This window comes from Flavobacterium longum, from assembly GCF_965137575.1.
GTDB classification, from domain to species: Bacteria; Bacteroidota; Bacteroidia; order Flavobacteriales; family Flavobacteriaceae; genus Flavobacterium; species Flavobacterium longum.
On the sequence record NZ_CBCRZJ010000004.1, the window covers coordinates 137,279 to 160,530 of the forward strand.

8 protein-coding genes are annotated in these 23,252 nt (G+C 49.9%); 6 read left to right on the top strand and 2 right to left on the bottom strand.

All coding sequences use genetic code 11. The features are described from left to right. The first annotated feature begins 417 nt into the window (after nucleotides 1-417). From ACM9J1_RS08740 to ACM9J1_RS08750, 3 genes are all read left to right on the top strand, one after another. Nucleotides 418-6,060, top strand: coding sequence for a T9SS type A sorting domain-containing protein (locus ACM9J1_RS08740; protein ID WP_415581652.1), 5,643 nt, complete (start codon nucleotides 418-420; stop codon nucleotides 6,058-6,060). Between the two features lie 161 nt (nucleotides 6,061-6,221). Then, a complete protein-coding gene (locus ACM9J1_RS08745; RefSeq protein WP_415581653.1) occupies nucleotides 6,222-10,646 on the top strand; it encodes a lamin tail domain-containing protein in 4,425 nt (1,474 codons plus the stop codon). A gap of 364 nt (nucleotides 10,647-11,010) precedes the next feature. Then, the gene (locus ACM9J1_RS08750) at nucleotides 11,011-16,791 is read left to right on the top strand and encodes an Ig-like domain-containing protein (RefSeq protein WP_415581654.1); all 5,781 of its coding nucleotides are present in this window, start codon (nucleotides 11,011-11,013) and stop codon (nucleotides 16,789-16,791) included. Nucleotides 16,792-16,903: 112 nt separating this feature from the next. Here ACM9J1_RS08750 and ACM9J1_RS08755 read toward each other — a convergent pair whose 3' ends face one another. Both ACM9J1_RS08755 and ACM9J1_RS08760 read right to left on the bottom strand, forming a co-directional pair. Continuing rightward, a complete protein-coding gene (locus ACM9J1_RS08755) occupies nucleotides 16,904-17,131 on the bottom strand; it encodes a hypothetical protein (RefSeq protein ID WP_415581655.1) in 228 nt (75 codons plus the stop codon). 103 nt (nucleotides 17,132-17,234) lie between these two features. Continuing rightward, the gene (locus ACM9J1_RS08760) at nucleotides 17,235-18,824 is read right to left on the bottom strand and encodes a peptide chain release factor 3 (protein WP_415581656.1); all 1,590 of its coding nucleotides are present in this window, start codon (nucleotides 18,822-18,824) and stop codon (nucleotides 17,235-17,237) included. 234 nt (nucleotides 18,825-19,058) lie between these two features. On the opposite strand from ACM9J1_RS08760, the gene ACM9J1_RS08765 reads away from it, so the two are divergent. The 3 genes from ACM9J1_RS08765 to ACM9J1_RS08775 are packed head-to-tail and all read left to right on the top strand — an operon-like array spanning nucleotide 19,059 to nucleotide 23,252. After that, nucleotides 19,059-21,026, top strand: a complete 1,968-nt coding sequence (locus ACM9J1_RS08765; protein WP_415581657.1) for a peptidylprolyl isomerase — start codon at nucleotides 19,059-19,061, stop codon at nucleotides 21,024-21,026. Further along, nucleotides 21,026-21,871 carry a hypothetical protein gene (locus tag ACM9J1_RS08770; RefSeq protein WP_415581658.1) on the top strand — a complete coding sequence of 282 codons (846 nt, stop codon included), beginning with the start codon at nucleotides 21,026-21,028 and terminating at the stop codon, nucleotides 21,869-21,871. Before ACM9J1_RS08765 ends, ACM9J1_RS08770 begins: the two co-directional genes overlap by 1 nt. Further along, on the top strand, nucleotides 21,855-23,252 hold the full coding sequence (locus ACM9J1_RS08775; RefSeq protein ID WP_415581659.1) for a peptidylprolyl isomerase: 1,398 nt from the start codon (nucleotides 21,855-21,857) through the stop codon (nucleotides 23,250-23,252). Before ACM9J1_RS08770 ends, ACM9J1_RS08775 begins: the two co-directional genes overlap by 17 nt.

Below are 23,252 nucleotides of genomic sequence, written 5' to 3' on the forward strand. Positions count from 1 at the left end.
GCTGAAGTAATTCAGAAGAAAAGGCCCTTCCGGAAACGGAGGGGCTTTTTTATTGCCTTTTTTGCTGAAAAGTCAATCGGGTTTCGGTAACGTCGATTGCACTTCACCGAATATATTTGCTGTTAATCTATTGATAATGAGAAGTTAGCGAAAGATAAACGGCGCTTTTATCGGATGAATTACTTTTCGCCCGTCCTTAAACGAGTTTTAGGGGTTTTCATCGGTTATTTTTCAAGCGGCTTTTCATACGCGGTTACTTTGGAACGATAAACTTAATCTGCCCTTACCAGATTTATTAAACCAAAAAGTACGATGCGTATGAGAACAGTTTTACAAACCAAGCGAACTTTTTCGAACGGTGTTTCACCGAGTCTTAAGAGGAAAGCAAATCAGGTACCCGCTTTGGCGTACTTGTTTATGCTACTATTTAGTTTGTTGTGGACGACCGACGGCTTTGGACAAATCTCCAATAGCGGATTAAAAAGTCCCACATCAAATGCGGGCGTGACCAGTGTCACCAACCCGGCGAACGGTTATACTTCCAATAATGGATATGCCGTTTTCGATGCCAACGGAGATACCGTGCGTTATGGTACATTCGGCATCACCGGAATTCCGGCCGACGCCACGATTCTAGGAATCGAAGTATTGCTGGAAGGCAACCGGGCCAACGACCGAAATCTAAACATCAGCCTGACTTGGAACAACGGGTCTAGCTTTACAACGGCCGTAACGATGCCTGGTTTTGGTACCAGCGATGGTACGGTAACGGTGGGGCACGGTTTCGACACTTGGGGCCGAACCTGGACCACTTCAGAATTGAGCGACGCCAATTTCGGTGTGCGCTGTACAGTTCCTGCGGCGGCCACTGGTAACCTTAATCTGGATCATGTTCAGGTAAGGGTATATTACTTGGGAACTTCAACAACATTCACATCCAATGGTAACTTTACTGTTCCAGCGGGTGTAACAACGGTTAACGTGGATGCTTTCGGCGCGGGTGCCGGTGGCTCAGGCGCCGGATCAGCTGCTGGCGGCGGCGGTGGCGGTGCGTACTCGAAAGGCGCATTTACAGGCACTGCCGGCGGCAATACAATTGCAGTCGTGGTAGGTACGGGCGGAACTGCTGGAGCGCCAACTACTGCTCCCGGTAATTTTTCACGTGCCACGTTTGGTGTAAATAGTATTACGGCCAATGGCGGCTTGTCGACCAATGGTAGGACAGGCGGTGCCGGCGGAACGGCCTCAGCCATCACTGGCGCAACGACGGCTTCTTTTGCTGGTGGCGCTGGCGGAAACGCTCGTAGCAGTTCAGGTGGCGGCAGCAACGAAGCTGGCGGCGGCGGAGGCGGCTCTGCATTTTTAACCGCTACTGGCGGCGCAGGTTCAAACGGCGGCTCGGATGACGACAACCAAACGGCTGGCGGTTCAGGATCTGGCGACGGCGGTGGCGGTGCTACTGCCGACGGAAGCCCTAATGCATCTGACGGTGCATTCCCTGGCGGCGGCGGCGGCGGACGCGGTGAAGGCTCATCTTCATCTGGCGACGGTGCCAATGGCGTCGTATATCTTTCATACACATGCCCGACGTATAGTTTGACATCAACTGCGGCCACGGCATCTGTTTGTGCAAGCTCAGGTTCAGCCACGGTAACCTTAACCGGATCGGCCGCAAATTTACCTATAGGCACGTATACTGTAACATACAATAGAAGCTTGCCATCTGCAACCGGTCTTACGGCAACCATGACGGTCACCGTAGCGGGTTCAGGAACGTTTAACGTCTCTGGTCTTACCACTGCTGGATCGGCAACCATTACGATAACATCACTTGTGTCGAGCACTTGTAGTTCGACCATTTCAAGTAACAACGTTTCAAACACAATCACTGTTAGTGCTCCTCCAACAGCTTCTGCGGGTGCAAACTTCAGCATGTGCGAAACCCAAGGCTCAATCAATGTCACCACAGGTTCAACATCGAGTAATGCGGCGAGCGTGACTTGGTCGTCGAGCGGTTCGGGAACTTTTGCCGATGCGAATTCGATGACTTTGGCTACTTACACGCCAAGTATCGCAGACTATAATGCGGGTAGTGTCATCATTACATTGACCGCTACCGGAACTGCACCTTGTAGTGACGCGACATCTCAAAAAACACTGACGTTGTCTAAACAGCCAACAGCAGCTGCAGGCGGCAGCCAAACCATCTGTCAGAACCAAGCGGCTATTGTTAGCGGCGCTTCATCATCAAACGGCTCGATTGTCTGGACCGAAAACGGCGCCGGATCAATCACTGCAGGCCAAGGCACGTTGACGCCGACTTATACGGCTGCTGCGGGCGATGCCGGCAATACCGTAACCTTGACCATGACTGTTTCTAACGGCACTTGCACACCGGCTACCGCAACCTATACTGTCGACGTTGTGGCTTCGGCTACGGCGAACGCCGGATCAAACTTCAGCATGTGTGAAACGGCGGGCTCAATCAACGTGACTTCCGGTTCATCAGCCAGTAATTTTACAAGCGCGACCTGGTCGTCAAACGGCTCAGGAACATTTACCGACGCAGATTCGATGACGCTGGCTACCTACACACCAAGTGTAGCCGATTATAACGCCGGTAGTGTAGTCATTACCCTAACGGCCAACGGCAATACGCCATGCAGCAACGTGACGTCGCAGAAAACACTGACACTTTATAAGACGCCAACGGCTTCGGCAGGCGGCACCCAGACCATTTGTCAGAACCAAACCGCTCAGGTTAGTGGCGCGTCGTCATCTAACGGTACGATTGTCTGGACCGAAAACGGCGCCGGATCAATCACTGCCGGACAAGGCACGTTGACACCAACCTATACCGCTGCTGCAGGCGATGCTGGAAACACGGTAACGCTTACGATGACGGTTTCCAACGGAACCTGTACACCGGCTACGGCGACATATACCGTCGACGTATTGGCTCTGCCGACCGCTGTTTCAGGAACAGCCGTGTCCACTTGCGCCAACTCAGGTGCGGTGAACATCACGGCGGGTGCATCGGCTTCAAACACCGATGGCGTAGTCTGGACATCTAGCGGAACCGGTACTTTCACCGACGCCGATTCCTTGACTGGAGCGATGTACACCCCAAGTGCTGGCGATATTGCTGCCGGAAGCGTAACCCTTACCTTGACGGCAAGCGGAAACGGCTCTTGTAACAATGCCACATCAAACAAAACGCTGACGATCTTGCCGATTCCTGTAGCTGCAGGTGTAGAAATCTGTCAGGGCAGCCCAAGCACGCCAATGAACGTGTCTTCTACCTGTTTGCAGGCATCAACATCAACCGGTGCTGATTTCCCTGCGTCGGGCGCAACGACCGGTACTGGTACAGCCTGGAACAATACAGGAAACGTGGTATCTAACAACAACAGCCACACTACCGTTGCATTGGTCAACAACAATTTCAATACTGCCAATGCGACATCGCAAATGCTGGTGGCGTCGAATTTCGGCTTTGCCATTCCGGCCGGTGCGAACATCGTGGGCATCTCCGCTACGATTGGTCGCTTTAGGTCTTCCAGCGCGATTTCTGGCGAAGTGACCGATAACACCGTGTCGCTCCGTAAGGCGGGCGCCAACGTGGGCGCCAACAAAGCGGCTGTCGGCAACTGGGGAACCAGCGAAACAGCAGTGAATTATGGTGGTTCTTCCGATCTTTGGGGTACAACCTGGACCGCTTCAGATATCAACAACGCGACATTTGGCGTAGGGTTATCCGTAAACATCAGCACGTTCTTCGGAACCCGTACCGCAAACGTAGATTACATCACCGTTAACGTGACCTATCAACCGGCAGGTGAACTCCGCTGGTATACCGTATCTTCTGGCGGAACCCTGATTGGAACAGGCGCTTCATTTAACCCGGTTGGCGTAGCCAATTCTGGTTTGGCCGATACCAACACACCGGGCACGACCACTTACTATGTTGAGTGTTCGCTGAACGCAGGTTGCCGCACGCCGGTTGCCTATGTCATCAATGCGTTGCCGGAAGTGAGTTTTACAGGTCTTAACGCTGTATATTGTGAAGACGCTGCAGCAGTTACCTTGACGGCCAACCATGCGGGCGGTACGTTCTCCGGCCCAGGCATCACCGACAATGGCAACGGAACAGCAAGTTTCAATCCTGCAACAGCGGGCGTTGGGTCGCACAACATTTCGTACAGCTATACCGACGGAAATTCTTGTGTTAATTCGACGATGCAATCCACAAACGTCAACGCCAATGTCACCTATTATGCTGATATGGACGGCGACGGATATGGCAACAACGCGGCACCTTCGGTATCATGTATCGGCGCCCCGGCCAACCATGTCCTTGACAATACAGATTGCGACGACAACGACATTACCAAACATGCAACGTATCCGTTCTATGCCGACAACGACGGTGATACTTATGGTGCTGGAAGTTCAGTGTTGGTTTGTGCCGTTGACGCCAATACACCGCCAAGTGCAAGTTACGTGTTGAACAATACCGATTGCGACGACAACGACAACACCAAGCACGCGACATTTGATTTCTATGTGGATGCCGATGGCGACGGATTCGGAACAGGCAGCGCAGTTTCACTTTGTGCTGTGGATGCCAACACGCCGCCTGTCGCGAACTATGCTGTGAACAATACGGATTGCGACGATAACGACAACACCAAAAACGCGAACTTTGATTTCTACGTTGACGCCGATGGTGACAACTACGGAACCGGCGTGGCCGTAAGCATGTGCGCGGTGAATGCCAGCACACCGCCAGTGGCAGGTTATGCTTCACTGGCCGGTGATTGTGACGACACGAAGAACACTGTACATCCGAACGCTACGGAAATTGGCTACAACCTCATTGATGATGACTGCGATGGTCTCATTGACGAAGGCTTCCCGCCGAAAGTGACCAATATGCACGCTTCTTTGTGCGGCACGACGCTGCCGGCCATCGACAGCCAATTGGTAGCCAACTTAGTGGCCGGCTCTCAAGGTTACCGTTGGAAAATCACGACATTGACCGGGCCAACTGCCGGACAGATCCAGACCCTCGATACTTCGTTGCGCGTGATGAAACTGACTCAGTTGGCTAACTACGCCTTCAACACGCAATACAAAGTGGAAGTGGGTGTTTACTACGCGGGTTACTTGCAGCCTTACACGGCTTCATGTAACGTGAATACGCCGGCGGTGACGACTGTCTTGACCTCGTGCGGTGGCAATATGAACCTGATTTCGGATCCTATCCGCGCCAATCTGGTGGCATACGCTGCTGGCTATAGGTTCAGGATTACAGATCCAATCAACCCGCTGAATACACAAGAGATCGAGCGTTCCATCAGGGATTTCAAATTGAGCATGGTCACGAACTTCGTGGTTCAGTATGGCAAAACCTACAACGTGGAATGTGCCGTGAAGAATACCGATGGCACGTATATGCCGTATGGAAGCATTTGTTCGGTCAGCACACCGGTGTTCCCGACTACATCGTTGCAGGATTCGCAGTGTAATGATTATCTCGTATCAGACAACAACGAGCAGATCTACGCGATTTCTTATCCAGGTGTAACGGCCTACGTGTTCCAGATTACCGGACTCGGACTGCCGCCACAAGGACTTGAAGTTACACACGGTACGAGGACATTTACCTTGTCTGATTTCCCAGGCTTGATTCCTGGTGCAACCTACAACATCAGGGTGCGAATGATTTTCAACGAATCAGATCCTGAAGGACCGTTCGGCAAGACTTGTACTGTTGTTACGCCAGGATTGTCTAGAGTGGCACCGAAATCGGCTGTCGCGTTCCAAGCTGTGGCTTATCCAAACCCATTCGCTGACAGCTTCAATGTGGAAGTGACCAGCGCGATGTCAAGCGACATCACCGTGAACGTCTACGACATGACCGGAAGGCTGCTCGAAACCAAGGAAGTGAAAGCGGCGCAGGCCGTTACCTTGGGCGACCAATATCCATCAGGGGTTTACAATGTCATCGTTAATCAAGGCGATGCCTCTAAAACACTCCGCGTGATCAAACGATAATTTAAAATGAATAACCGAAAGAAAGCCTCTTCAACCCGAAGGGGCTTTTCTTATTTCCTTTGTTTTTAGTTGACCGAGTGTTAATAAATTGATAACATAAAAAACTGGCAAAACGGCTTATTAGTGGTAAATTTGGTACTTGTCAAAATGAAAACACAATTATGGAAAAATTACTACTAAACAGCAGGTTACGATTGGTGTTTGCGGTCATGCTCTCGCTTTTGACGGGCGGCATGACGGCTCAGACCTCAGTACAAAATTTCGGAACAGGAACAGGGGCGCACACCAGTTCTACCGGTTCCACGACATTCTTGCCCAACCCTACCAGCGGAACCACATGGGCCAGGGGCGGCGCGGTTGTTCCCAACGGGCCAATTACAATGGCTACGGCGTCAAACCCGCTTGGTACGACAGATACCTATGTACGCGGCACTGCTTCGTCGAGTGGGTCTGTGGCGAAGTTCTCACCAATGATCGGTTACACGGGAAGTGCTGAGTTTTATACCTCGTTTAAAGTACTTTTCGGCGACTCATCGGCAGGCAATACGGCAACGAGCGGATCGTGGACGTTCTATCAAGGAAGCGGAAACACTTACACCAACGCTAGTGATTTTGCTAGCGCCGATGTATTTGCCGGCCTTCGGTTCACCTATCAAACGGGCGGTACCGTAGCGCTTACCACAAGACAAGGCGGGTCTTTCAGCAATGCTAATTTATCGACGGCTACTTTTAATCAGGCTACGGTTTATACCATTGAAGTTGTTGGAAATAACAAGTCCACCGGCACAATCAACTATAACTACGCGGGTGCTTCGCAATCTGTAGCGGTGCAACGTCTAGACTTGTATATCAACGGTACCCTAGTTGGCGACGACTTGCAAGCTGCCGCTTTGACGGCGGGTACAAACGTGGTCAGTAACACATTTATCGGTATCTCAAGTGCAGGCAACGCAGCGAATATTTTTGTGGACGACGTTACGGTGTACAATGCGGTTCCGGCGTTCATCAATGTTGCTAATCCTATTACCCCGGGTGCGCCTTTGGTGGACAACCCGCAGACGACGTCACTTGATGTGACCATCGATAATGCCGCGCAGAACGGAAATGGCGCCACGATTACCTACGCCATCCGTGAGGCGGGCGGAAGCTACGTGCTGGCCGACGGTACGTTGGGTGTTAGCCCAGTATGGCAAACGGCTGCTGCTTGGGGAACGGTCTCAGTTATCGGATTGACTCCAAACACTACCTATACTTTCGATCTCAAAGCCCGTAACGTAGCCAACACCGAATCTGCTTTCGGGCCAACTGCATCAGAAACTACCATAGACAGTGCTTCGGCATTCCTGACGTTGGGCATCGCGCCTACGCCTTTCGGCGAAGCTTGTATCAATACATCGGTCAAGACCAGTTTCGTGTTCGATGGTACCAACCTCGACGATTCAGACCTTACCGTGACCGGCCCGACAGGCTATTTATTTTCATTGACCGAGAATGGAACATATGTGAGTTCACTGGATATTGTTTATAGCGGCACATCACTCGACGACCAAGTGGTTTGGGTGCAATTCACCCCTACTGCAGTTCAGTCGTACAATGGAAATATTGAAGTAAACGGGGGCGGACTGGCAGAAGCATTTGAAGTGGTCCTGACCGGCAGCGGAATCAATACTGCGGTGTCCGTAACGACAGGCGCGGCATCTGGCATTTCTGCGGCGCAGGCAACGGCCTCAGGTTCATTGGAACAAGGCTGTTCCAACGTAACGGCATACGGTATTGAATACAGCACCACCAACGGTTTTGCAAACGGCACTGGTACTCCAGTAGCGGCCAGCAACCTTTTGGCCGGTGATTTTTCATCGTTGTTGACTGGTTTGACGCCCAACACCGTTTATTATTTCAAGGCCTATGCTACCGACGATTCGGGAACGGTATACGGCAGCCAACAAACCTTTACATCGGCCAATCTTGATGCGCCGGTGTCTACCGCCGGAACCGATATCGAGCAAACGCAATTCACTGCAAATTGGGAAGCCGTTTCGGGAGCGGAGAGCTACAGGCTAGACGTGAGCACATCGCCGGATTTCGGGACGACGCAACTCACCACAGACTTGTTCTTCTCAGAATATGTGGAAGGTTCGTCTAGCAACAAATACATCGAAATTTACAATGGCACCGGCGCGTCAGTGGATTTGTCAGATTACCAATTGCGTTTGTATGCTAATGGAGCGGCCATCGGTTCGCCTACCACGACCATTACGCTTTCCGGAACATTGGCCAATGGCGCCACTATCGTTTACAAAAATAGCGGCGCGTCAGTATATGGCGGCGCAGCCATCACTAACAGTGCGGTAAACTACAACGGTGACGATGCCATGGCGTTATATAAGATTTCAACCGCGTCGTTTGTAGATATATTCGGAACCATTGGCCAGGATCCAGGTACGGCTTGGACGGCACCAGGGTTTTCAACACTCGATAAAACGTTGGTGCGTAACGCCAATATTTTCGGTGGTATCACTTCCAATCCTGGGAATGGATTTCCGACCTTGGCCACGGAGTGGACACAGTTCAATATTGATGTAGTGTCCAACCTGGGCGGCCACACCATTAATAACTTTACGCCATCTTACATTTCAGGATACGAAAACAAAACGGTGAACGGGCTTTCTGACGTGGTTTCAGGTCCAGAAATCGTCGCGGAAACAAACTATTATTACCGCGTCAGGGCGTTCAGTACCAACAGTACATCGGCCAATTCTGATGTAATTACAGTAACAACCGCACAAGCGTTGCCTACTTTCGGAAGCATTTCACAAGTTGTCGCCGTCGTATGCGAAGGTTCAGATGCCACGTTCAACGTCACCGGCTTGTTGCCGAGCGTGACTTCGGTGTTGACTTTTGACATCAACGGAACGCCGGGAACAGCGAACGTGGTTGCCAACGAATCAGGCTTCGGCAGTTTTGATTACAACTTGGTATTGGCCAACAACGGGCAAACCTTAACGGTCAATTCAGTAGATCGCTTGGATTTTCCGGGAAGCCCAATTGTGCCGACAGAGAACAATACTGCGACCTTGAGCGTCAACGCATATGTTACCTACTATCTGGATGCTGACAACGATACTTACGGCGACGTTTTCGAAACCATCCAGAGTTGCGACGGTGCGCCTTTCGGTTATGTATCGAACAATACCGATTGCGACGACAACAACAGCGGTGCAAATACGATTTACACTTATTTCGTAGACAGTGACGGCGACGGCTACGGAACAACAACTACCGAAGACGTTTGTGCGGCCAGCCCGACTACGGCGCCTGCAGGTTATTCAGTGAATGACGATGATTGTAATGATGAAGCCGCATCGATTAACCCTGGCGCTGCAGAAATTGGTTACAACCTGATTGATGACGATTGTGACGGGTCAATTGACGAAGGATTTCCACCTAAGATTACAGTGATCCAGGGTGCGCAGTGCAACAATGTCTTACCTGCTATCGATACACAAATCGTGGCCAATATCGTGGCCGGCGCGCAGGGTTACCATTGGAAAGTGACCACGATGAGCGGCCCGTCTGCCGGCCAAATCCAGGAATTGGATACGGCATTGCGTGTCATGAGGCTGACGCAGTTGGTCAACTATAGGTTCGATACACAATACAAAATTGAAATCGGCGTGTATTACGCGGGTTATCTGCAGCCTTACAACGTCAACAATTGTACGGTTACTACGCCTGCGGCTACCACGCAACTTACGGTTTGTGGCCAGTCCATCACCCAATTGACCAATGCAATTTACGCCAATTTGGTGCCTTTTGCAGCCGGTTACCGTTTCAGGATTACCGACCCGGCAAACATCGCCAATACAACTGTTTTGGAGCGTTCCATCCGCGAGTTCAAGATGAGCCAGATTACGGATTTTGTGGTGCAATACAACAAGCAGTACAATGTAGAAGTGTCTGTTCGAAATACCGATGGCTCGTGGTTGCCATACGGCGGCGTGTGTCAAGTGACGACGCCTGCGTTCCCTACGACTTCCCTGCAGGATTCACAGTGCGAGGATTATGCGGTTCCGAACAACAATACGTTGATTTATGCCATTTCTTACCCAGGTGCCATCGCTTATGTGTTCCAAGTGAGCGGACCAGGTTTGGCATCGCCGTTGGAAGTGACGAAAAATACGCGTTCGTTCACGTTGAACGATTTTGCTGGATTGATTCCGGGCGCAACGTACAATGTAAAAGTCCGGTTGATTTTCAACCTTACTGATCCTGACGGGCCATTCGGTAAGACTTGCCGTATTGTAACACCGGGGCTTTCAAGAATTGTTTCCGAGAAATCCGGATTTGATGTCGTGGCTTATCCAAACCCGTTCTCGCAAGAATTCGGATTTAGCGCCGTGACTTCTTCTGCAGATGCATTTGCCATCAAAGTTTACGACATGACAGGCAGGTTGCTCGACAATGTCCAGGTGAAGGCTTCCGAATTCCAAACGTATCAGTTGGGTGCGGGCTATCCTTCTGGAGTTTACAATGTGATTGTTTCTCAGGGGAATAACGCCAAAACACTTCGTTTGGTCAAAAGATAATCGATAATATCTTGTAAGAAAACCCTTTCTGCGTAGGTGGAAAGGGTTTTTTATTTTGTCATTAGTGGATGTTTTTTAACCGTCGCCGATTTTTGCTGAAAATATTTCGTTTAATACGGTCATTTATACTTAAAAATGCTAATTTTCACGGGTAAAAGCGAAATTGTATAAGCAGTATTAACATTTGACTGTTCCGAATCGCAGTGCTGATAAGGCATCGAGGTTTGGACCTCTCAAAATCGTGTTAGTAATTTTTGTCAATAAATATTTGATTATTAATGTTGTAACTGCTTATTTCGCTTATTTTTGCTGAGAATATGCCCATTATTTTGCGAAAGCAAAGAACGAAATACTAATGTCGTCTATGATTACATTTATTAACAAATGCTTGCGGTTGGTACCTACACGTATCGCAACGATTTTTTTTGCTGTCGGGTTGCTACTGTCCGCGGCAAGTGTGCGCGCGCAAGTCAGCGTGTATGGCTTCAGCCAATCTCTAGCGGGATATACGCCGCTTTCTGCACCATCAACGGCCATTGCCGCACCGTGGGACAATAGCGTCGTAGCGGTCACGTTGCCGTTTACTTTTAATTTCAATGGCGCCGATTATACCACATGTCGCATCAACAGTAATGGCTTCATTACCTTCGGCGCGACTGCGCCGTTGGCGGGCACGATTACGCCACTAAGTACGGGAACAGCTTACACCGGCGCGGTTAGTGCGTTGGGTCTGGACTTGGTTTCAAACGGGTTGCCAATTGCAGTCGGGACCGAAGGCGTGTCGCCTAATCAAGTGTTTGTCATTCAATGGTCTGATGCCGTCCGCGGCGCGAATGTCGGAAATTACAATTTCCAGATCAGGCTTCACGAGACTACCAATATCATAGACTTTTCATACGGAGCGTGTAGTTCAACGAGCAACATTCCTGTGGGTGCGCAAGTAGGTTTGCGCGGACCGTCCAACAACTTCGCCGCGGGCAATATCAATAACCGTTCAATGGCGGCCAACTTGGTTTGGTTCAACAATACCACCGCTGGTACGGCCAACAACTCCTTCATCAGGACCGTTGATTTGGCATATCCTGACCTGGGATTGCGCTATCGCTGGACGCCGGCGCCACCGTGCGCTACGCCGACTGCGTCACCAACCGCATTGGTTTTGGGAAGTACAGGCATCACCAATACGGCGATTAATGGCAATAGTTTTACGGCCGCGTCTCCGGCACCAACCGGTTATCTCGTCCTCCGGAGCACAACCAATGTTGCGCCTACAGTAGCGCAAGTTCCCAACGGAACCTTTTCCGTGGTCGGCAATACGATGGGCGCAGCCTATACGGTCGTCAGCAATACAGCCGTAACCACCTTTACGCAAACAGGTTTGACGCCTGATACGACTTACTACTACTGGATTATCCCTTTCAATAGCAACTGTACGGGTGCGCCATTCTACGATTTGAGCAACATTTTGACAGCAAGTGCAACGACTTGTTCCAATCCCACCACCGCTACGGCGGCTACAGCCATTGGAGGCAATGGTTTCGATGCAAACTGGACTGCAGTGGCAGGCGCAACCGACTATCGTATCGATGTGGCTACAGATGCCGGGTTCGCTTCGATAGTTGCGGGCTACAACAACCTTTCGGTAGGGAATGTCACTTCGTTTACGGTGACTGGTCTTGCCTCCCTGACCACCTATTACTATAGGATTCGTGCGATCGGCGCCAGTTGCCCGATCAACAGTAATACGATTACGACGGCGACCACATGCGGCTATTTCAACATTCCATACTTTCAGAATTTCGACGCTACGGCTATCGGTGCCATTCCGGGCTGTTATGCGCGGGTCGATACCAATGCGGATTCGGTGCAATGGGGTACACAAACCGTAACATTCGCCTCGTCGCCAAAGGCTATGTTTATTGGTAAAAACCCTGCCCTGGCCATGGACGACTGGTTTTTCCTACCGGGATTGAACTTGACAGGAGGCGTTTCTTATCGACTCATCTTTAAATACAACACAGGCGCCACGACCGGGCAAACCGAAAACCTTCGGGTGCAGTTGGGCTCGGGCCAGTCTGAACTTCAAATGAACCAGACGTTGATGGATTTATCAAACATCAACAACACCATATTCAAACAAACTTATGTTGACTTTACACCTGTAATCACGGGTGTATACTATATCGGATTCAATGGTTACAGTGCGGCCAACCAAAGCTATCTTGCCGTTGATGACGTAAATGTAATCTTGTCGCCAACCTGTTTCGAACCAACCGATGTCACGGCCCAGCCAGCTTCAATCACGTCAAATTCGGCTACAATTACTTGGACGCCGCCATTGATTGATCCTGCATTGGGTTATCAATATTATGTGTCCTCATCGGCAACGGCACCAACTTCGGCTACCGTTCCTACGGGAAGTGTCGGTGCGGGCATTTACACGGCCACCCTAACGGGATTGGCTTCGTCATCTTGCTACTATGTTTGGGTGCGGGGCAATTGCGGCGCGGCAGACAAGAGCGTTTGGTCTTTGGAAGAGACTTTCTGTACAGAGTGTACGCCGCCTTCGGTAACGTCAACCACACCGGCAACACGATGCGGTATCGGAACCGTGAATTTGTCGGCAACACCTAACGTGGGTTCGGTGATCAATTGGTACGCGGCCGCGGCGGGAGGATCGATCTTGCATACAGGCAACACCTTCACGACACCTACACTGACCGGTACCACGACGTACTATGCCGAAGCAAAGGCTTTTGGTGCCATCGCTAAAGTGGGTCCTGCGTCGCCGACCGCTCACACCGGTACAACGGGCGTGCAGAATTTCCAGTCAAGCAGCAATTTCACAGTATTGGATGATACCTCGTTGATTTCCATTGATATTTTCCCAATTGCTTCTGGACAGGCGGGACAAGTCGTATTGCGGAATTCGTCGAACATCACTATTGCAACCTTTCCATTTACGACGACGGTATCGGGCGGTAGCACTGTTCAAACCCTTACCTTTAACTATCCGCTTGCGCCAGGGAACTACAATCTTTATTTAGGGACGCTTCCGGCTTCTGGATTGTCGATGAATACCGCCGGAACGATTTATCCTTACACCTCTACGGTTGCGAATATTACAGGCAACCCTTTTGACAACACCCAATACGTTGGCTTTTACAACTGGAAATTTACGACACAGTGTTTGTCTGGAAGAACGCCTGTTACGGCCACAGTGACCGCGGCTCCGGCTTTGGGAATCAGCTCGAGTTCGAGCACGATTTGCGAAGGCGAAACCACTCCGTTGGTAACCATTTCTGGGTGGGCGTCGTACAATACATTCACGTGGACGCCTAATACGGGTGTTTCAGGAACCATTGCGGGCGGCTACACTTTTAACCCGACAACCACAACCACGTATACGCTTGAAGCGTTGCAATCGGGTGGAAGCCAGTGCCGAAATATCGTCACACATACCGTAACGGTAAATCCTATTCCGCCGCCGGTTACCGTGATTCCGGCAAGTGCGATAACGCTTTGCGAAGGCGCCGTGCAAGCGCTCAATGGCAGTGTAGGAACATTTTCTTCGGTGCCCATCTTCAATGAGGATTTTAATGCTGCCGTAAACGGATGGACCGTTGCCAATACCTCGACCGATGGCGACACCGCGGCCTCGCAATGGACTTTGCAGAACAGCACATATGCCTATGCCAGCAGCACATGGAACGTTTCAATACGAAGCAACGACAATAGTCAATTTTATTTGACGAACGCGGATTCACAAGGTTCGAGCCTGATGCCGTTCGTTATTACAAGGACGACTTTGCAGTCTCCGGCGTTCAGCCTAATTGGTTACACCAGCGCCACCTTGAATTTTTACCATTATTTGCGTTACATCGGCGGAGACAGTTTTGCGGTTGAAGTGTCCACTAACGGCGGTGCAAGCTGGGCGGTTGCGCAACAATACAATGCCACTCAAGGAACGCCATTGAATTTTACCAACGCCTCCGTTGATTTAAGTGCTTATCTGGCCAATCCTTCGGTAATGATTCGCTTCAATTTCGTTTCAAATTGGGGATATGGCTGGGCAATTGACAATATTGCCATTACAGGAACTATTGCAACGGCCTTGACTTGGGCGCCTACCACCGGGCTATACAATGACGCGGCTGCGACAGATCCTTATCTGGGTGTTCCGGCTTCTGTAGTTTATGCCAAGCCGCTTTCAACAACTATTTACTCGGCTACTGCTACAGGCGGCAATGGCTGTACATCATCGGGCTTTATCACCATCAATGTTGATGCGGCACCTGTTGGCGGTTCACCGGGAAGCGATCAATTAATTTGCAGCGGCGGAACACCAACCGCCATGACATTGACAGGTCATTCCGGCAACATCATCAGGTGGGAATATGCCAATGACGCGGCGTTTACCTTAGGCGTGACGCCAATCGCGAACACAACGGCGACACTGACACCTGCGATGATGGGCGCGTTCCCGGTCATCAGGTATTTCAGGGCAGTTCTGGGTAACGGCGTTTGTCCGTTGGTATATTCTGCGGTCGCATCGGTTTCTTACCCAACCACAACCTGGACAACCGCATGGAGCAACGGGCTTCCGGATGCCAATACCAAAGCCATTTTTAACGGAAACTACACTGGTACGGCAGATATTCATGCGTGTGCCGTTCAAGTGCTGTCGGGCAATGTGACGTTCAATTCGGGTGTGAATCTCATCGTAGAAAATGAAGTAACGGTAACGGGCGGCTCACTTACTTTTGAAGATTCGGCGAGTTTGGTTCAGGTAAATAATGCGACCAACACCGGCAACATCATTTATAAGAGGAATTCAACGCCGATGGTGAAATTTGACTATACATATTGGTCTTCACCAGTTGTCGGTCAATCGTTGACGGCTTTTTCTCCGGGTACTAATCCGGGTAAATTCTACCAGTGGAACACGACCATCAACAACTGGCAATTCTATTCGGGCGTCATGCAGCCTGCAAAAGGTTACATCGTCCGCGCCCCCGATTCGTTTACGACCGTACCCGCACCGTTCGCCGGAGTGTTTACAGGTGTTCCGAATAATGGTGTCATCACCACACCGATGGTGAAAACCGCAACAGCCGATCTGAACTTACTGGGCAACCCATATCCGAGCGCTATAGATGCCGATTTGTTGTTCTCCGATCCGGCCAACGCGGGCGTTCTTGACGCAACGATTTACCTCTGGACGCACAACTCGCCAATCAATGCCAACGTGTATACACAAAACGATTACGCAGTGTACAACTATCTCGGTGGCGTGGGCACAATCGCCGCTCCGAATGCAGGCGTGAACAACAACATACCAACCGGCAACATTGCGGCGGGGGAAGGTTTCTTCATCCATGCACTGGCCAATGGTTCTGCTACATTTAACAACGGGATGCGATTGCTGTCAAACAACAATCAGTTCTTCAGGCCGGGCGAAAATGCCACCCCTGCGCAGGACGGCAAACACCGCTTGTGGTTAGAGGTCGCCAATTCACAGGGCGCATACAAACAAACACTTGTTGGGTATGCCGATGGCGCAACCTACAATATAGATCGTGGATTTGACGGCACATTCGTGGACGGCGGCAACGTCGTCGGGTTGTACTCACTCATTGGGGCAGAGAAGTTCTCGATCCAGGGCAGGCCAACGCCATTTGACGTACAAGATCAGGTGCCGATGGGCTTCAAGTCAACCTTGGACGGTGCTTTCACGATTACACTCGCGCAATTTGACGGATTGTTCGATACGCAGGAAGTGTATTTGGAAGACCGTACTGCAGAGATCATCCATAACCTGAAAGAGAGCAGTTATACCTTTACAACGGGAATCGGCACCTTTGACGAGCGCTTCGTGCTTCGTTTCACGGGCGGTGCGCTATCGAACCCACGTTTTGATTTGACAAATGTAGTGATCTACAAAGACAATGACTGGATCGTCAATACCGGAACCATCGACATGCAATCGGTAAAAGTATTCGACATCCGCGGCCGATTGTTGTACAGTAACCACAACGTTATGGCGCATGAAACCCGTTTCAATGTCGGGACGACCAACCAGGTGTTGCTCGTACAAGTAACTTCTGTTGACGGACTGGCCGTGACCAAGAAAGTAGTTAATTAAAGTTTAGGCATAAACGAAAAAGACTCCGAAATTCCGGAGTCTTTTTTTACAAACAGGTCATAAAAAAACGCCTTTCGAATGGAAAGGCGTTTTTAATTTATAGTGAAAGCAATTATGCTTCTTCCTTGCGGTTGTAACTTCTGAAAATATAGATTGCGAAAACAATTCCAGTAATGGCCAGCCAGATCAGCTTGCCGTTTACCGGTACTGGCGGTGCGTCATCACCTTCCAAATCGCCATTATCATCGTCATCTCCGGGGCCGCCCTGAGCAAATACCACAAAGTCAAATAACAGCATGGCAGCCAGCACGTAAAATTTAAAGAAGTTGTTCTTTTTCATAACGTAAAAATCGGCTGTAAAGGTAATAATGTAATATTGAATAAAAAAGTAAACCGTTAAAATTAAGTGCTTTTGTTCTTAAAAATTTCCCAAAAAGATGTAGTTAGTCGAATTCAGAAGTGAAATACAACTTCACACTCGGGTATTTCCCCTGCGTCATTTGGATCGTGAAATCGGAGTCTGCGAGAAAAACCAATTGTCCGTACTTGTCGTGCGCGAGGAACTTTTGCTTGATGCGACGGAACTCCTTGAATTCCTCGTTTTTGGGATCGTCCGGCTTTACCCAACAAGCTTTGTGTACAGGGAAGTTTTCGTACGTACACTTCGCGCCGTATTCGTGTTCCAAACGGTATTGGATGACTTCGTACTGCAACGCGCCCACGGTACCAATCACTTTTCGGTTGTTGAGTTCGAGTGTGAAGAGCTGCGCCACGCCTTCGTCCATCAATTGGTCGATGCCTTTTTCAAGTTGTTTGGCTTTCATCGGGTCGGCGTTGTTGATGTAGCGGAAATGCTCGGGCGAAAAACTCGGGATGCCTTTGAAGTTCATCATTTCGCCTTCGGTCAAGGTGTCGCCGATCTTGAAATTGCCGGTGTCGTGCAAGCCGACGATGTCGCCGGGATAGGACACATCCACGATTTCCTTTTTTTCTGCAAAGAATGCATTCGGGCTTGAAAATTTCAGTGATTTCCTTTGGCGAACGTGCAAATACGGTTTGTTGCGTTCAAACGTTCCCGAGACGATTTTCACGAAAGCCAGGCGGTCGCGGTGTTTAGGGTCCATGTTCGCGTGGATCTTGAACACGAAGCCGGACAGTTTTGTCTCATCCGGTTGTACCGTGCGCGTATCTGAATCTTTCGGGCGTGGCGACGGCGCAATTTCGATGAAGCAATCCAGCAGTTCGCGGACGCCGAAATTGTTCAACGCCGAACCGAAAAACACCGGTTGCAATTGGCCTTCGAGGTAAGCGTCGCGGTCAAATTTCGGATAAACCTCGTCGATGAGTTCAAGCTCTTCCCGCAGTTTCTGCGCCGGTTTTTCGCCGATGATTTTCTCGAGTTCCGGATTTTGGACATCGTCAAACGCAATGGTTTCCTCAATGTTCTTCCGCGAATCGCCGCTGAAGAGGTTGATGTTCTTTTCCCACAAATTGTAAATGCCCTGGAAATCGTAACCCATGCCGATCGGGAAACTGAGTGGCGTAACTTTCAGACCGAGTTTCTGCTCGACTTCGTCCATCAAATCAAAAGCGTCTTTTCCTTCGCGGTCGAGTTTGTTGATGAAAACAATCATCGGGATGTTGCGCATGCGGCAAACGGCCACGAGTTTTTCGGTTTGTTCCTCGACACCTTTCGCGACGTCAATCACCACAATGACACTGTCTACGGCCGTCAGCGTGCGAAACGTATCTTCCGCAAAATCCTTGTGGCCCGGCGTATCGAGAATGTTGATTTTCTTTCCTTTATAGTTGAAGGCCAAAACCGATGTGGACACCGAAATGCCGCGCTGGCGTTCGATTTCCATAAAGTCGGAGGTTGCGCCTTTCTTTATTTTGTTGCTTTTTACCGCGCCCGCTTCCTGGATAGCGCCACCGAACAGGAGCAGTTTTTCCGTGAGCGTCGTTTTACCGGCATCCGGGTGCGAAATGATGCCGAAAGTCCGGCGTTTGCTGATTTCTTCTTTAAAACTCATTGGCTTGAAAATGTGCGCAAAAATAGCACATTATTACCAAACGAAAGCGCGGCGGTGCCAATGTCGTAAAAAAGGTGCAAAAATAGGCGAAACCCCGCGTCAATCAAGGGTTTACGGCTGTTAATAATTTTTTGTTAATAGTAGGTAGATGGCTTGTGTAATGCCTCTGAATTGTTATTTTTGCTGATTGTAATTCGCGCCCGTAGCTACGAGCGTCAAAACGAAATTCCTAGGATGAAAATAAAACATTGGTTCTTCGGGGCAATCCTTTCCCTGAGCATCGCGTCGCAGGCGCAAAATGCAAAAAAGGAAGTTTTATTCACCATTGAAGACAAACCCTACTACACCGACGAATTCGCCCGGGTTTACAAGAAAAACCTCGACCTTGTAAAAGACGAATCGCAAAAAGACCTTAACCAATACCTCGAATTGTTCATCGGGTACAAGCTCAAAATCAACAAAGCCTACAAATTGGGCCTGGAGAAAGGCGGTCAGTACCAAACCGAACTCAAGCAATACCGCTCGCAACTCGCTAAGAATTACATGACCGATTCCAAGGTCACGCAAGAGTTGGTGCAAGAAGCGTATCAGCGTTCGCTCAAGGAAGTGAAGGCGTCGCACATCTTGATTTTGGTCGATGAGAATGCTACGCCGGCAGACACGCTCAAAGCCTATCATCAAATTGCCGACATCCGCAAGAAAGCGCTGGCGGGTGAAGAGTTTGGAGCGCTCGCGGAAAAATATTCGCAAGATCCGTCGGCCAAGGAAAACAAAGGCGATTTGGGTTATTTTACGTCATTCCGAATGGTGTACGCTTTTGAATCGGCGGCCTATAAAACGCCGGTGGGCAAGATTTCAAATCCAATCCGGACGCGTTTTGGTTACCATTTGATCAAAGTCACGGACGAGCGCCCGAACCGCGGCGAAGTAGAAGTGGCGCACATCATGATCACGCCGAATTCGAAAGACGGCGACCAGGGCAAGACCGAAGCCAAGAATACCATCAATGACATTTACACCAAACTCAAGCAAGGCGAAAGTTTCGAGACGTTGGCCAAGCAGTTTTCAGATGACAAGTCATCGGCACCGAAAGGCGGCATGCTCAACAAATTTGGGTCTGGGCAATTGAGTTCAGAATCGTTCGAAAACGTGGCGTTCGGGTTGAAGAATCCGGGCGATTATTCGGAACCGTTCGAGACGCAGTTCGGGTGGCACATCGTGAAACTCATCAAGCGTTATCCGCTGAAAACCTTGGACGAAGCGAAAGCGGAAATCGAAAACCGCGTAGGGAAGGACGAACGTTCTAGATTGATCGCCGAATCCATCAACGAAAAACTCCGCAAGAAATACAAGATCAAGCGCGACGACAAAACCTTCGCGGCCATCAAGAAAGCTGTTACCGACAAGTATTACGAAGGCACTTGGGAACCGTCAACGGACGCCAAAGCGACTGCAAAGCTGTTCACCATTGAAGACAAAGCCGTCAATGGCAGCGATTTCATGGACTATCTGAAAGCGCAACAGAAAGCAGGATTGGCCGTGAAACCGATTGCGCGTTTGGTGGATACGGCGTACGACCAATTCCTCGACCAGCAATTAAACGCCTACTATAACGACAATCTCGAAAAGGAATTTCCGGAATTCGGCTACGTCATCGATGAATACCGCGACGGATTGCTGCTGTTCGATTTGATGGAAAAGGAAATCTGGGAGAAATCTAAAACCGATACGATCGGGCTGCAGAAATTCTACGACGCACGCAAAAACAACTATATGTGGAAACACCGTCTGGATGCCACGGTTGTGTCATCTACCAAAATGGACGTGATCAAGCAGGCGCAGAAATTCCTCAAGCAAGGCAAGACGCCGGATTTCATCAAAGAAAAACTCAACACCAAAGGCGTGGTGAACGTCATGGCCAATTCGGGTGTTTTTGAAGAAGGCAGCGATGCCTTGCCGAAAGGTTTGAAATCGCAAAACGGCGTGTCGGACATCATCAAGGAAGGCGAGTATTATTTCGTCGTGCTGGTGAACAAGAGAGAACCGGCCGCCCCGAAAACATTGGAAGAAGCGAAAGGCAAAGTCATCAACGACTACCAACAATACCTCGAGGAGAACTGGGTGAAGGATTTGCGCGGCGAATTCAGCGTAAAGGTCAACCAGGACGTTTTTGAAAAAGTGAAACAGCAATTGCACCCTTGATGCGAAAAGCGTTGGCGGTCATAGGTTTACTTGCAATCATTTCCTGCGGGACAAAGCAAGAAGCCAAAGCCGATGCGGTGGCGCGGGTCAACGATTTCTATCTTTACAAGGAAGACTTGAAAGGATTGGTACCGCCGGGAACATCAAAACCAGATAGCGTGATCATCGTCAGGAATTTCATGGACCGCTGGGCATCGCAGAAACTGTTGATCAAGCAAGCCGAGTTAAACCTGAGCGACGAGAAAAAAGCCGCCTATGACCAGCTCATTCGCCAATACCGTGTGGATTTGTACACCAAGGCGTATCTGGAAGACGTGGTCAGGACAACCGTCGATACAGCGGTTTCCGAACAAGAGTTGAAGGCCTATTACGCCGCCAACAAAGATAATTTCCGCACCAACGGCACATTGGTCAGGTTGCGGTACATCTTGCTGGATAAGGACAATCCGAAATACGAAACCATCAAGGCGCGGTTTTTTGATTTCAGGAAGTCCGACAAGAAATTCTGGGAAACGCACACCATGCAGTTCAAGAATTTTGCGTTAAATGATACCGTCTGGACGGACATGCCGCAAGTATACAGCCGGTTGCCGTTCATCACGCCCGACAATCGTGACGACTATATCGTTGCGGGGAAATCGATACAATTTCCGCAGGGCAATGACCGGTATCTGGTGAAGATTACGGGATTGATCGGCCAAAACCAGGTCAGTCCTTATGAATACATCAAGCCGACACTCAAGGAAGTGATTTTGAATACGAGGAAACTCGAACTGATTAAGAAATTTGAAAAGGATATTACAGATGATGCCATCAAAGACGAGAATTATGAGATTTACAAATAAGCTGATGCTCTTGGTGGCGATTGGTTTTTCAACGCTGGCCGTTGCGCAGGTCACGCCGCAGAACGAGGTGGCCGAGAACAAGCCGGTGCAGAAGCAACGCCAAAAAATTGATGGTGTCGTGGCCACACTCGGCGACTACATTATTTTGGATTCAGACATAGACAAGGCGTATCTGGAGATGAGCAGCCAGAACATTCCCACCAAAGACATTTCACGTTGCCAGATGCTCGGGAAATTGCTCGAAGAAAAATTGTACGCACACCAAGCCGTGCAGGATTCTATCGTGGTAAGCGACGAAGAAGTCCGGGAGCGTATGGGCCGCCAGATTGATTACATGGTCGAGCAGCTCAAATCCATGGACGCGGTCGTAAAGTATTTCAAGAAGAACAATGAAGATGAATTCCGGACGGATTTGTTCGACATCATCAAGACCAATATGCTGACCGACCAGATGCAACGCAAAATCATCGATGAGGTCGAGATCACGCCGGAAGAAGTGCGTACGTTCTTCAAGAAAATCCCGAAGGACGAATTGCCGGAATTCGGGGCAGAAGTAGAAGTGTCGCAAATCGTCATCAAACCCAAAGTCACCGAAGAGGAAAAACAAAAAGTCATCGACAAGCTCAAGCAGTTCAAGAAAGACATCCAGGACGGCACATCCACATTCTTCAGCAAGGCCGTGTTGTACTCGGAAGATCCGGGCTCGAAATCCAATGGCGGATTTTACAAAATGACCCGCAAAACGCCTTTCGTTAAGGAATTCAAGGACGTGGCGTTTAGTTTGGGCGAAGGCGAAATTTCTGATCCGTTCGAGACAGAATTCGGTTACCACATCATTTTGGTCGAGAAAATCCGGGGCAACGAAATCGATTTGCGCCACATTCTCATCACGCCGAAAATCACCGACGAATCCTTGCAGGAAGCCCGCGACCGTGCGGTGAACATCCGCACAAAAATCATCAACAAGGAAATTTCCTTCGCCGATGCCGCGCGTTCAGAATCCGACGAAAAGGAAACCCGTGCCAACGGCGGCGCACTCATCAACCCGAAAACACAGGACACGCGCTTCGAACTCACCAAAATGGATCCGGCATTGTACGGGCAAGTGACCGGTTTGGCCGAAAATGAAGTGTCCATGCCCATGATCGAACAAGACCAGACGGGCAAGCGATTCTACAAATTGCTCACCGTGACCCAGCGCCACGAAGTGCACACCGCAGATTACGCCAAAGATTACACACGCATCAAGGAATTGGCGCTCAAGGAAAAGCAAATCAAGCGCATCGGCGATTGGTCTGAAGAGAAAATCAAGGAAACGTATGTCAAGATCAACGGAGAATACCGGGATTGCGAGTACACCAATAATTGGCTGAAGAAGTAA

Excerpts from the sequence above, each read along its gene's own strand:
- ACM9J1_RS08750 (WP_415581654.1), top strand. The coding sequence starts at position 11,011 with ATGATTACATTTATTAACAAATGCTTGCGGTTGGTACCTACACGTATC.
- ACM9J1_RS08775 (WP_415581659.1), top strand. The coding sequence starts at position 21,855 with ATGAGATTTACAAATAAGCTGATGCTCTTGGTGGCGATTGGTTTTTCA.
- ACM9J1_RS08740 (WP_415581652.1), top strand. The coding sequence starts at position 418 with ATGCTACTATTTAGTTTGTTGTGGACGACCGACGGCTTTGGACAAATC.
- ACM9J1_RS08760 (WP_415581656.1), bottom strand. The coding sequence starts at position 18,824 with ATGAGTTTTAAAGAAGAAATCAGCAAACGCCGGACTTTCGGCATCATT.
- ACM9J1_RS08770 (WP_415581658.1), top strand. The coding sequence starts at position 21,026 with ATGCGAAAAGCGTTGGCGGTCATAGGTTTACTTGCAATCATTTCCTGC.
- ACM9J1_RS08765 (WP_415581657.1), top strand. The coding sequence starts at position 19,059 with ATGAAAATAAAACATTGGTTCTTCGGGGCAATCCTTTCCCTGAGCATC.
- ACM9J1_RS08755 (WP_415581655.1), bottom strand. The coding sequence starts at position 17,131 with ATGAAAAAGAACAACTTCTTTAAATTTTACGTGCTGGCTGCCATGCTG.
- ACM9J1_RS08745 (WP_415581653.1), top strand. The coding sequence starts at position 6,222 with ATGGAAAAATTACTACTAAACAGCAGGTTACGATTGGTGTTTGCGGTC.